General features: G+C 55.9%; 11 protein-coding genes and 1 tRNA gene. 6 read left to right on the forward strand and 6 right to left on the reverse strand.

Going from position 1 to position 11,924, the window contains the following annotated elements:
- Nucleotides 1-356: 356 nt before the first annotated feature.
- The 4 genes from FV230_RS16960 (at nt 357) to FV230_RS16975 (ending at nt 4,785) form a co-directional block, all read left to right on the forward strand.
- Nucleotides 357-428: transfer RNA gene (locus FV230_RS16960), tRNA-Thr, on the forward strand.
- Nucleotides 429-523: 95 nt separating this feature from the next.
- The gene (locus FV230_RS16965; RefSeq protein ID WP_147843230.1) at nt 524-1,927 is read left to right on the forward strand and encodes a tyrosine-type recombinase/integrase; all 1,404 of its coding nucleotides are present in this window, start codon (nt 524-526) and stop codon (nt 1,925-1,927) included.
- Nucleotides 1,928-2,903: 976 nt separating this feature from the next.
- Nucleotides 2,904-3,914, forward strand: coding sequence for a hypothetical protein (locus tag FV230_RS16970; protein ID WP_147843231.1), 1,011 nt, complete (start codon nt 2,904-2,906; stop codon nt 3,912-3,914).
- Nucleotides 3,915-4,221: 307 nt separating this feature from the next.
- On the forward strand, nt 4,222-4,785 hold the full coding sequence (locus tag FV230_RS16975) for a recombinase family protein (RefSeq protein WP_147843232.1): 564 nt from the start codon (nt 4,222-4,224) through the stop codon (nt 4,783-4,785).
- Nucleotides 4,786-4,853: 68 nt separating this feature from the next.
- Here the strand turns inward: FV230_RS16975 and FV230_RS16980 are convergent, their stop codons facing one another.
- Nucleotides 4,854-5,327: an SRPBCC family protein gene (locus FV230_RS16980; protein WP_147843233.1), complete on the reverse strand. Its 474-nt coding sequence runs from the start codon at nt 5,325-5,327 to the stop codon at nt 4,854-4,856.
- A gap of 796 nt (nt 5,328-6,123) precedes the next feature.
- On the opposite strand from FV230_RS16980, the gene FV230_RS16985 reads away from it, so the two are divergent.
- A complete protein-coding gene (locus FV230_RS16985; RefSeq protein ID WP_147843234.1) occupies nt 6,124-6,864 on the forward strand; it encodes a hypothetical protein in 741 nt (246 codons plus the stop codon).
- A gap of 64 nt (nt 6,865-6,928) precedes the next feature.
- Here the strand turns inward: FV230_RS16985 and FV230_RS16990 are convergent, their stop codons facing one another.
- From FV230_RS16990 to FV230_RS17015, 5 genes are all read right to left on the reverse strand, one after another.
- The gene (locus FV230_RS16990; RefSeq protein ID WP_348642144.1) at nt 6,929-7,087 is read right to left on the reverse strand and encodes a DUF4113 domain-containing protein; all 159 of its coding nucleotides are present in this window, start codon (nt 7,085-7,087) and stop codon (nt 6,929-6,931) included.
- Between the two features lie 831 nt (nt 7,088-7,918).
- A complete protein-coding gene (locus FV230_RS17000) occupies nt 7,919-8,665 on the reverse strand; it encodes a hypothetical protein (protein WP_147843235.1) in 747 nt (248 codons plus the stop codon).
- The gene (locus FV230_RS17005; RefSeq protein ID WP_210248641.1) at nt 8,662-9,000 is read right to left on the reverse strand and encodes a nucleotide pyrophosphohydrolase; all 339 of its coding nucleotides are present in this window, start codon (nt 8,998-9,000) and stop codon (nt 8,662-8,664) included. The genes FV230_RS17000 and FV230_RS17005 overlap by 4 nt, the downstream gene beginning before the upstream one ends.
- 157 nt (nt 9,001-9,157) lie before the next feature.
- On the reverse strand, nt 9,158-9,448 hold the full coding sequence (locus FV230_RS17010) for a hypothetical protein (RefSeq protein ID WP_147843236.1): 291 nt from the start codon (nt 9,446-9,448) through the stop codon (nt 9,158-9,160).
- An 850-nt stretch (nt 9,449-10,298) separates the two neighbouring features.
- The gene (locus tag FV230_RS17015) at nt 10,299-10,715 is read right to left on the reverse strand and encodes a helix-turn-helix domain-containing protein (protein WP_147843237.1); all 417 of its coding nucleotides are present in this window, start codon (nt 10,713-10,715) and stop codon (nt 10,299-10,301) included.
- A 109-nt stretch (nt 10,716-10,824) separates the two neighbouring features.
- Here FV230_RS17015 and FV230_RS17020 point away from each other — a divergent pair, with 109 nt between their 5' ends.
- A complete protein-coding gene (locus FV230_RS17020; protein ID WP_147729821.1) occupies nt 10,825-11,703 on the forward strand; it encodes an SDR family oxidoreductase in 879 nt (292 codons plus the stop codon).
- Nucleotides 11,704-11,924 lie beyond the last annotated feature (221 nt).

The raw sequence follows: 11,924 nt of genomic DNA on the forward strand, positions 1-11,924 counted from the left end.
GCCGGCGCGGGAATGGCGTCGGCGCGGCGCATCGATTGCGCCTGATCCATCGCAACGACGCCGAGCGCCGCCACGGTGATCGCGGACCACAATCCGGCTACGGCGACGGTGGGGATCTTCGGCACGCAGGGCACTGTTCCGGCCAGCCGCCGCGACCGACGGTCCGGCAACGAGCGATGTGCGGGCTTCGACGAACGGGGAGTCGACGATGAGTCGCGCGTCGCGGCCGGCGGGCGGGGCGGATCGCGACGGGGACCGCGCCGCATCCCGCGCCTTGACGAAGCGCCGTCAAACGTAGTCAAAGACGCCCCTGACGCGCCAGAACCCTCAAGTCTGTCAAGGGTTTCGGAATGCCCGCCGGTGTAGCACAGCGGTAGTGCAGCGGTTTTGTAAACCGAAGGTCGGGAGTTCGATCCTCTCCACCGGCACCGACCCAACCGGCACGCGGACCTCAATGATTACATGAGGTTAGGCTAGAGTCCCGGCTTAAGGATGACCGCACTCTGATACAGCGGTCTGACACATGCCATTAAGAGTCGCCCGGCCGTGGAAGGACCCTAAGACAGGGGTATTCCATCTACGGCAACGAACTCCCCTCTCGATCGTAGACGAGCTCAAGGGACGGTCGGTCAGCCTTCCAATCGATGGTCATTGGTTCACAGTCAGGGTAGGGGCGCTCGTTCGCGTATCGTTGCGAACCAAGGAGCCCTCCGAGGCGCGTATCCGTCACTCGATTGCGGACGGTGCCTTGAAACGGTTCTGGCAGTCTCACAGGGACGGTTCGAAATACCAGCCTGAGGGTTCAACTCAGGTCAGTTCACGACCATTTCCCGACTCGATAGACATTGTTGCCGATGGGACACAGGGTCGAGCGGCATCATCGCAGGCCCCCTCCCCCGTCTCGATCGATCGTCCTGCTTTCACCGTCATCGACCTGTTCGAACGATGGGCGACCTACTCGGCAGACAAGCGAGCCGCCAACACGATCAAGCGGTATCGAGGGAGCTTCCGATCCCTTGCCGCTTTTGCCAAGGAACGAGACGTTCGATCCCTGACTGGGGATGACGTGTTCGCATGGGCCGAGCGCCGCCGTGACATGGAAGGGGTCAGCGCGAGGGCGATCAATAAGAACGATCTGGTTGCAGTGAGTTCCGTCTTTCGCTGGGCCTCAAGTCGGTCGGGCGGGCAGTTCCTGGCCTCGAACCCTGTCACGGGCATCAGCCTGGATGCGCCGAGAATCGTCGCCCAGCGGGAGCGGACATTCCGGGGTCACGAGATAGCAGCGATCCTCTCAGCGGCCTCTGCGGTCCAGCCCGACGATCAGAACCCTACCCGTGCAGCGTCGAGGCGGTGGTGCCCCTGGTTGGCGGCATACTCGGGTGCACGAATCACCGAACTCACGAACCTTGAGAAGCGGGACATCCGAACCGAGGCCGGCATCCTCTTTATGGACCTCCGGGTGACCAAAACCGGTGAACCGCGAACCGTGCCTCTACACGCCCATCTGATCGAACAAGGCTTCCTTGTCTTCGTTCAAGCATCGTTGGCCGGTCCGCTATTCTATGACCCCAAGCGGCACCGGAAGTGCTCAAGCACCCCGCCCGGCGAACTACAGGGCCACAAGGTTGCCAAGTGGATACGCGACACCCTCCACCTTGATCCGTGCCTGTCGCCGAACCACGGCTGGCGACACACGTGGAAGACGCGTGCTCTTGGCGCCGGTATCGAGGAACGCTTACGGGATGCTGTTACCGGCCATCGGGTAGCATCGGTGGGGCGGCGATACGAGACGCCAACGCTGACGATGCTCGGACGGGCTATGCATCAGTTCCCGCGATATGGAGTTGGCACGATTGACGCTAGAGCCATCAATGCGCCCCCCTCGCGCGCCCGCTCCTCCTACAATCCGAAATCACCATTGGTTTGAAGGTTTTAGGGATGCCTGAGCTATCATGGTTCGTCAGTTAAAGGAAAGAAAAAAGGACGTTCGTAATGGTCGTTTTCGGGCATTTGCTGTGACAGATTTGTGACCGGATTTTCATGGTTCGTTCTAGCGTCTAAACCGCCAACTTCGCTTCGGAAGCGGCCATAGGCAACGGTAACGAATGATCGATCCGTTGTGGGTAAAAAATAGGCCAACCCACGTTGGTGTTCCGCGAACCGTCCCTCTCAACGCCAACCTGATCGATCAAGGCTTCCTCGCGTTCGTTCACGCGTCTGCACCCGGTTCGCTCTTCTATATTTCGCGCGGCACTGGAACGGGTCTGAAACCCACCGGGCGAGATACAGGGTCACGAGGCCGGCAAGTGGGTTCGCCAGACCGTCAACCTTGATCCGTGCCTGCCTCCAAACCAGGGCTGGCGCGACACTTGGAAGACTCATGCGCTTGGTGCCGGTATCGAGGAACGCCTACGCGATGCCAACTCTGATTTCTATGTTGACCCCTCAAACAGCCACCCAACTTTTGCTTGCTCGATTTAGCGACACTATATAAAGGATTGGCAAAAGGACACGGGAGATCAGGCAGTGGAGTATCTTGAAGATTTGCCGGAAGACTGTCCGCTAAATCACGCATTGGATACGGCGGTCGACGTGGCCTATCGCGTAGTCTCCACATTGAATCCTACCGTAAAAGATTTTCTTTCAAACTCAGCGTTAAATGTTCCCAAGCCTGCAACGGTAGACTCGTGCCGTTGGGCGTCATGCTCACTATTCACTTCACGCGACCAAGCTATCAATATAGCAGGGAAGCTTTCCAAGACTCGCGTTTCAAATCCTCATATCTCCATGTGCATCATAAAGGCAGGAACGGGAAAGTCACACATTAAAGGAAAGCATGTGGATTTCTGGCCGTTTAAGCACTTCGATCCGCAGACTGTAGTCGTTAAGACGGAGAAAGTGTGATGGCCAATAAGAGATCAGCTGAATATGTATCGACGCTAGTTTACTTAGATGGCCCTCAACTTATCAAACTGAAGGCTCACAAAACCACCATTGTCGCAATGGCCATTCCATGCGCGGAGAATGAATCGTTATTCATTGCAACAAGCGTTACCCAAAAGAACTGGGTTTCGTATTTGGACGGCCATGTCGATTTGAGATTTTTATTTACCTTTGCCGATATTAGAACAAATTACACATTTGATCTTCTGAAGTTGAAAAAGAACAAGATCACTATGCTTCCGTGGGAAGGAAATATAGGCGGTCAGTACTTACCGGAGCCCCGATTTTTTGCCTCAAACCATACGGAGGAAGATATTGAGGCCGAGCAAGAGGAAACATATTCGGAGACTCTTCAAGTAGATGGGGAGTGGGACATGCCCGATTTCGGCAGTTTTTACAGTCGATACTCTGACGTATATTATTTCCTGTCTAGCGCGGGCGAGTATGAGGATGAAGAGACGCCGGAGGATTTGAAAAATAATATTCGCAATGCATTTCGGGACAAGGCATTCAAAGGAGGATTTAGTTATGTTCACTTCTTTGATGCGATTTCTCGCAATAGAGCCAGAACAACCAGACTGGCAGTCGATAAAATCAAATATGAATCGCCTGGATACATAAACGTCAATGGCGAGAAGACTGCGTTCAAAACTTCCAAGGACACAATACTTGGTTATCTTTCCAACAGAAAGCTGGCCAGAGAGGCATATAAAGACATTTACGTTTATCTTTCCAAGGCAAGATTGTTGAAAACGGCTGGTCAAGATTTTCCGACGAATCATCCACAAGCAGCATTCATAAAGGCGGCTGGATATCGACTGGCTAATGAAATCGGCATTCCCAACCTCGATGGCTTATTCCAGCTTGTGGAGCAGAACGCCCTTGTTTTTACTAAAGTAATAATGTCATTTTGCCGCCGAATAGAAGAGGCAAGCAGGTTTATTGCTCAAGGTCGAGTGAACTTTACGTGATTAATCATACTTGATAGCAGCTGACCCACAGTTCTACAAATCTGCTGATACTTAGACATTGTCATCTTTCAAGCTTCCAAACATTTTGGTGGAGGGTGACCCAAGATGGTGGCGCGGATGCGATGTTTGTTGGGTCGACGCTGACAAAGCTCCATACTGCTTGTTCTATTCAGGACTTGTTCGTCAGAGTGCACCGTGAAGTGACGTAACAGGCGCCCGACCGTTCCCCGAGCCCGAGCGTAACATCAGGCTTGCCTACTGGTTGATGTTACGGCATTGTCTCCCGGTCTAGACCCGGAGGTGACATTTGGCGAGGATCGGTTACGCGCGTTGCAGTTCTGAGGATCAATCCCTCGACATCCAGATCGAACGACTCAAGGCTGAGGGGTGTCAGCCTATCCGATACGAGAAAGTGTCGGGTGCTTCGCGCGAAGGTCGGACCGAACTTGCCGCGATCCTCGATTTCATCCGGGAGGGCGATGAGCTGGTTGTGGTTCGTGCGGACCGGTTAGGCCGAGATACCCGTGACGTTCTGAACATCGTGCACGAGCTTGATCAGCGGGGCGCCTTCCTCACCGTGCTCGATCCTCACGTAACCACCAGGGGTGAAAGCGGACGCATCGTGCTCACCGTCCTTGGTATGGTGAGTCAGATGGAACGGCGCTTCATCCTTGAACGCCAACGCGAGGGTATCGAGGCTGCGAAAGCCAAGGGCGTCTACACAGGCGGTAAGCGTCGGCTGGACCGTGACAAGGTTCTCGCGTTGAGGGCCGCTGGTGACGGTCCTGCGGCGATTGCAAAAGCCCTCGGCTGTTCCCGGATGCAGGTCTATCGGATTATCGGAAGCGAGACCGTCACCCCGTCGCCGTAGGCGTCGGTTCAGAGGAACGGCTAGTCCGAAGCGAGGGGTCGTGTTAGCCCCTCGCTTCGGCTCACTTCTCACTTCGCCTTGGTGGCAATGCCCTTCAAGCCGGCATCGTAAACACCACCGATGGCTTCCTTCGCCTTATCGTCGGGTGCTCCCTTGGCCTTGAAGCTTCCGGTCCAGGTGACCTTGGAGCCGCCACCATCCTTCTCGACCATGATAGTGGATTTGTAATCCTCGACCGGCAAAGGTCCCGATACGATTGTGTAGGTATAGCTCATCTTTTTATCGTCGCGGGCCTGCTCTTGCTCGACGAGAAGTCCACCACCCTTGAGATGAAGGGTCCGTTGATCTTTTCCGCCGTTCTTAGACAAAGCGCACGTCTCAACGACCGGGTGCCAACCACCGATCCCACAGAAGCCACCGATGGTCTTCCACACCGCATCGGGTGAAGCTGCGACCATGGTGGTCTTCGTCACTTCCAGCGCGAAAACAGGAGTGATAGAGACCGCGACCAGAGCCGCAGCAGAGATAATAGTTTTGCGCATCTAGCGTTTCCTCACAAGGCTTCTTTGACGCGGATAAACACGCCGAAGATTAAGCTAGCGCACGATCTAAACTTTACCATATGCATTGCTTATACGGATGCGATTCAATCCCAAGCAAAATGCGCCCTTAAACGCGGAGCGCATCACTTTCATGTGTGGCTATCGGAATGAAGGCGGCCGGTGATGGCCCGGCGGCGATTGCAAAAGCCCTCGGCTGTTCCCGGAAGCCGTTCTATCGAATCAGTAGAGGGAACACCGCTTATTGATCACCGTCAGCGTCAGGCTGAGGGTATGCCAAGGTTGAGACCGAAAGAGCGTTCAAGATTCGCAAGCCAACGATCGACGCTGACCGTGCGTGGAAGCCTGCGGCGTCGGACATGGGTGGAACGACCATCGCCCGGGCACTGAACGTGTCGCGAGCGTCCGTCTACAGGCTCCTGAGCACAGCGAGTTGATCACTGGGGCGCCTCCCTCACCGGTCTCCACGCTCATGTTCCACCCCGAGCACAAGTTATAGGGTCGATCTGACCACTCTTTACCTGACGGTTCAGATTAGTTCGTGGCTTATTCCTACGTCTGAATGCGATGTTATCAAGGTGGCTTAAACGTGAAGTGTCTAAATGGGGCAAGGACACGCTGGGGTTCATGATACCGCTTACAGAGCGAATGCGGTGGGCGCCTGTCCTGTCGCCGTAACCGGAGCGTTGGTCCACCGGGATGTAGATTCACAAGCTCATTGATCCAGCAAAGGTTGCCCCCTAGGCTGGGACAGAGTTCTATCACTAGGTGATGCATAATGAGCGCTACGCTGGAAACGCAGTATTTGCTCGATCAGATTGTCAAAACTATTACTTCTCACGGCACACCACTTACTCGAACAAAGATCAGTCGACTGCTTGGTATCGAACAGAAGGACCTATACGCTGCTTTTGATTATGGACACGAAAAGAAATACCTGTCTTGGTCAGAGGGAAACTGGTATGATGTGAAGAAATCTTTTGTGATCGCTGAAGACGCGTTTTATCCAGCATCTGAGGCTGGTCTGCGCAAGCTTTGGCAAGATGACAGCTTTCACGAAAATGAGTTCCTTATAGAAAATACTTCAAAGAAAGACTCTAAGATCGAGGGAAGGTGGACTCGCCCTGATTTGACCTTGATATCTCATAAAAAGTTCCCCTGGACCATAGGGCGTGAGTTCGACGTCGTGACTTTTGAGGTAAAGCGGCCGGATAGTTGTAACGTATTGGCGGTATTTGAGGCCTTATCTCATTCCTCTGCAGCAACCAAGTCTTACGTTGTGTTCCCGGTCGATCATGCAATCTGGAGAAAAGAAAATCCAGCGCAGGAAGCGAGAGTTGTTGATGAGTGTTCTCGCCATGGGATTGGGTTGATACTCATTGAAGACGCTTATGTTGCTCCACGTGCGGTCCATCTTATAAAGGCTCAGAAGCGCGAAATCAGCCACGAGAGATGTAGTGACTTTCTCGGTGCTGTTATGTCGGAGGAGGCAAAAAGCAGGCTATCCGAATGGAAATGACATCGCTTTAACGCTCTAAATATCAAAGCATTATTTCATAATAACGCACTGGTTTCAGTATTTATTATGCCGTTGTAGTCGGTAGTTCCCCGATCCGGGTAGTGTAGCGGGGTGACCGCATTTCGAACTTGGTAGACCACGAACGATCCTTCACCACTCCAGCGGACGCGACGACCAGGCTCCCACGACCATAGAGACGGTTGCAGGCATCTAGGGCTTCCATCAACGGGCCCCACGCTCTCGATCCAGTCCACCGATTAACGCTCGCTATGAAGCTTCCATAGGAACATCAGATCGATCGTAATGAGCGTGCCATGTCGCAGGGGCATCCTACTCGTCACTCCGTAAAACACCCAACCACGCCATCACGGACCGAATGCGAACGGCACCGGTTCTCCGACGATCGCAAGGTCGCTATACTCATCCTGACGGAACTATATTGATCCATTAAACTAATACTACATCGCAAAAACCACGGTCGTTATATTTTACTTATCGCCAAGTTCAACGTCATCCACCGGAGGGCTGAACTTTTATGAAGTGCGGTTGAGTAAAAGTGCTGCCGATCTAGAGTAAGAATCAAATAGACATGCAGTGCCTATTATATTCTCACGGCAGCTGTTGCACTGAAATGCTCACCAAGCGCCTTATTGCAGGGCCTGTTTTTCTTCTTGACGGGTGCGGCGATTTCAAGGTCATTATATGCCCAGTATGGCGTTCCCTTGAGGCTAGGCGATACGAAAACTTTCATTGTGAACGGCTCAATCGTAATCATTTTCATATCAAAAAGGTTGTGAATATCCGCCCGTAATAAAAGTCCATTGCTCACATGATTTGAGTGAGCGCCTTTATACCCGCGAATGTGTGCAGCTTGAAGAACGTCTAGAACTCCGGTGCGTGAGATTGCGCATCTTCCACCGTACGCTTCTATAAGACTTTTTCTGAATGGCCCTTGCCCCTGTCTGCGAGCGACTTCTGCCCAAACCCTTGGTCGCGTATCTTCATTATCACTTGGTTCAGCAGCTACCTCCGACTCTGCGTTCTCAACTTCTGTTTAAGCAACCCTTACACTCATGTCCCAAGAAGTAGGGGCGCACCGGGCAAGTAAATGCCCGAAGTTGGCAAGGGCGAGCTTAAACTGTAATGTCAAGTCTATACTTGCGAGATCATCACCAGAATAGAGGCGGCATATTGCACCACCCCCAGTGTTTTCTCCTCGCGACTTAAGGTGATCAAGCATGTTCGGCAAAGAAGTGAAAGCGTCAAACCCATTGTCTTCTATAGTAAGCCGGGTTTTTTGATTGAAATGCCAGCTTCCTTGACGAGATAGTTCGCGGCCTAGCTCTCCCGCCAGCAAATCGTCCGACGACGGAAGCTTCGAGTTGATGAATGGAACGATGCTTCTGTTCCGTTCCTTGACTTCTGGGTCGAAATAGTCATCTTCTGCGATTGAAACTGCAAATCCGATTTCCAATCCGCGATCAGAGGCAATCGCGTACACTTGCGGCATATACCCAAAAATATTTGCGCCTGTGCTACATATAGAGACCCATAGATCAACTGGCCGGTGTCCTCGCGATCCTCTGTTGCGAGAATACATCTTAGGACGCAAGACCATTTTAGCTGCATCTGGATGGGCGGCGCGAGCGTTCTCTGCAGCTTCTTTCAACTCATCGTAGATTCGCCAGTAAGCCTCTTTGTCAGGAGGCGGGACTAAGCTTTCGCCATTACGACTGCCAAACGCACCACTCGGCGCATCGAGCCATTTACTAAAGATAGGAAAATCAGATGCTGATTTCATGGCGTAGTTTCATCTTGAGGTTTGGGTATACCACGGGATGAGGATGCCGGGAACCTCTTACTATTCCTAGCCAGTTTGTCCTTCGCCGCAGACAATAAGTCGATATTGAATGAGTTACAAAGCAGCGTGAGATACAATAGTATGTCTGCAGCTTCGTCCTTAACCTTGACGACGAGAGCTTCGTCGATTTCTGCGCCATCCGGCCGCCACTGAAATATTTCGAGCAGTTCGGCCGCTTCTATACTTACTGATATGGCTAGATCCTTGGGTTTGTGGAACTGTCCCCAGTCACGTTCGTCTCGAAAATGGAGTAGCTGCTCAATAAGTTCCTCCATGTTTTCCTCCATAAGCTCTTCAAGCAATCGGCATTTGAGCGAACGTATGGTAATCTTAGCCGCAGCACCAACTGTATAAGTATGGGCGGCGATACGCTTGGGTGAGCACAATCAAACAGCCGTTGCTTAGGAACTGGGGGTTAGGTGAGACTAGACGTCAATACACACGGCCTACCCCTCCGCTGTTGGCATACGAACGCTCCCGGCACGCCACGGCAGTGCTTTCGTAGGCGCTCGATCCCTCGACAAGGTGGAACATCCCTGTGGGGCGATTCACAGCCATCCTCTCTATCGTATCGCCCTCACCGATGATCTGCATCATCGAGTTCTCACAGTTTGACCGAGCATGCCGATAGCTGATCATCAAGCCATGCTCGTTTCCCGGCAGAATCGTTTGTTTATTGATCCAACGTACATATCCTCCAGGCTCAGGAATCATATCGAGCATAACGTAGGATTCGCGTGGGCCTCGTTGATGATAATGTATTGGCTTGAAGCCGGTCGGGGAGACGTACTCGGGGTACGCGTTAGTTGAGCTGGTCGACCATCGGACAAGAGCAGCTCCGGCCAATCCCGCTCCGATAACGAACATCGTAAAGATTGTTATACGACCCGTACTTTCGCGAATCGAGGCCATTGAGCATTCTCCCCCGCTATCAAGGCAACGTAGGGTGCTCTTCTTCAAAGAAGAGTTGAATGTCATGGTTGACGGGCTTTAAGAATCGGCCTTTTGCACGGTAGACCTTGGGTATCAGCTACGGTATGTCAATACTGAAATGCATCGCGATCTCTCGGTGATATCGTGTTGAATATACCCCAATGTATGAACCTTTATCGCCTTACAAATGAGTTCAGTTCATAGCGCGCTTTAATGTCGAAATGGAATCCGATCTTTTCGTATGTTCCTCCGCCGCTTTGTCTGTGATATAATCGCAGGCGGAGACAACAGATGGACAAAAATGGTGAATCTCATCGGGCAAGTCCCCTGCAGGCGCGGGGCCTTGCGCCGTTTCCGTGCGCAGCCGCGCGGCGGACGGACGGCCCGAAGCGGGGCGCCATCGTCGCGATCCGGATCGTGTGACGGGGACGACGCTGTTCGTCGGCGGCGGCCTGTCGCGCGACCCCGGGTTCCGCGTCGACGGCCGAGCCGCCGCACGTCGCTTCCGGCGGCGCGATGCCGCCCTCGGCCTTCGGGGGGTCCCGAGATCCGAGGTGCCGCCGCAAAGGATCACGCCCGGCACCGAAGCGTCTCGCGTCGCCCGGGTTCGGCGCGCACCGAGATCCCGGCGTCGGCCCGATCACGGCCGGTGCCCGGCCGCCTCCGAGGCCGCGTAGCGGGTCCGGGCCGCGGCGACGGCCGCGTGGTTGCGTTCCGCCCAGGCGACGAGCGCCGCCAGCGGCTCCAGCATCGAATGCCCGAGCGCGTCGAGGCGATACTCCACGCTGGGCGGCTTGGTCGGGAAGACGTGCCGGGTGACGAAGCCGTCGCGTTCCAGCTCGCGCAGCGTCTGGGTCAACATGCGCTTCGAGATGTCGGGCACGGCCCGGCCGAGGGCGCTGAACCGCCGCGGGCCGCCGGCCAGCACGAGCAGCACCAGCGTCGTCCACTTGTCGCCGAGGCGATCCAGCACGTCGCGCACCGGGCAGAGCGAAGGATCGACGGCCGTGGCCTGCCACTCCGCGAACCGCCGCACCAGTTCCGCCTGCTGGCTCATCGCCCGGTTCCCGCGAGGTTACCCTGTCCCAAAATACTGCCTCCTTATGCGCCGCCGAGGTCTCGAATAGGAAGCATGTATCTCAACCGAACCTTCGTGGACTGCGCCCATGACCTCTGCTCATCCCCGCATCGGCATCACCGGCGCATCCGGGCGCCTCGGGCGCCTCGTAGTCGAGGCCCTGCTGCGCAGCGTGCCGGCCTCCCGGATCGTGGCCGGCCTGCGCAACCCCGACGACGACGGCGCCAAGGCGCTCCGGGCCCTCGACGTCGAGGTGCGGCAGGTCGACTACGAGAGGACCGACACCCTGGACCGAGCCTTCGCGGGCATCGAGCGCCTGCTGCTCATCTCCTCCAACGAGTTCGGCAAGCGCGTGGACCAGCATCGGAACGTCATCGAGGCGGCCAAGCGGGCGGGCGTGCGCCGCATCGCCTACACCAGCGTCCTGCACGCCGACACGTCCCCGCCCAAGCTCACCGACGAGCATCGGCGGACGGAGCTCGTCCTCGCGGCATCCGGCGTGCCCTTCGTCATCCTGCGCAACGGCTGGTACACGGAGAACTACGCCGCCTCGATCCCGATGGCGCTCGAGCACGGCGCCCTCTTCGGCAGCGCGGGCCAGGGGCGGATCTCGTCCGCGGCGCGGGCCGACTACGCCGACGCGGCCGCGGCCGTGCTGACGGCCGCCGAGGTGGAGAACGGCCGCATCTACGAGCTGGCGGGCGACGACGCCTACACGCTGGAGGAGTTCGCAGCCGAGGTCGCGAAGGTGTCGGGCCGGCCGGTGGTCTACAGGAACCTGCCCGAGGCCGAGTACGAGGGCGTCCTGCTGAAGGCCGGCCTGCCGAAGGACCTGGCGGCCTTCGTCGCCGCCTCCGATTCCGTCGTGGCGGAGGGTGCGCTGTTCGAGGACGGGCGCGACCTGAGCAGGCTAATCGGCCGACCCACGAAACCGATGCGCGAGACCGTGGCTGCCGGCGAGCACTGAGCTCCGAGCGCGAGCCCGGCCCGCGCACGTCGCAGGGTCCGGCATCCGCCGCGCCTCGCGCTTGCCCCGACGCCGGGCCACGAACAGGAACCCTCCGGCATGCCGACCTTCGTCGAGATGGGTCGGTCGGTGACCGTGGCCGAGCAGCTCGCAGAGGAGAGCGGCGCGACGATCGGGGCCGAGCCGGGCGGCGTCGCGCCGGCACGCGCGATCGCCACCGT

Origin of the sequence: Methylobacterium sp. WL6 (genome assembly GCF_008040095.1) — a bacterium.
GTDB lineage: Bacteria > Pseudomonadota > Alphaproteobacteria > Rhizobiales > Beijerinckiaceae > Methylobacterium.

Coding starts and splice junctions, on each gene's coding strand:
- FV230_RS17015 (WP_147843237.1), bottom strand. CDS start 10,715: ATGAGCCAGCAGGCGGAACTGGTGCGGCGGTTCGCGGAGTGGCAGGCC.
- FV230_RS16980 (WP_147843233.1), bottom strand. CDS start 5,327: ATGCGCAAAACTATTATCTCTGCTGCGGCTCTGGTCGCGGTCTCTATC.
- FV230_RS17000 (WP_147843235.1), bottom strand. CDS start 8,665: ATGAAATCAGCATCTGATTTTCCTATCTTTAGTAAATGGCTCGATGCG.
- FV230_RS17005 (WP_210248641.1), bottom strand. CDS start 9,000: ATGGAGGAACTTATTGAGCAGCTACTCCATTTTCGAGACGAACGTGAC.
- FV230_RS16965 (WP_147843230.1), top strand. CDS start 524: ATGCCATTAAGAGTCGCCCGGCCGTGGAAGGACCCTAAGACAGGGGTA.
- FV230_RS16970 (WP_147843231.1), top strand. CDS start 2,904: ATGGCCAATAAGAGATCAGCTGAATATGTATCGACGCTAGTTTACTTA.
- FV230_RS17020 (WP_147729821.1), top strand. CDS start 10,825: ATGACCTCTGCTCATCCCCGCATCGGCATCACCGGCGCATCCGGGCGC.
- FV230_RS16985 (WP_147843234.1), top strand. CDS start 6,124: ATGAGCGCTACGCTGGAAACGCAGTATTTGCTCGATCAGATTGTCAAA.
- FV230_RS16990 (WP_348642144.1), bottom strand. CDS start 7,087: ATGGAAGCCCTAGATGCCTGCAACCGTCTCTATGGTCGTGGGAGCCTG.
- FV230_RS17010 (WP_147843236.1), bottom strand. CDS start 9,448: ATGCTCGATATGATTCCTGAGCCTGGAGGATATGTACGTTGGATCAAT.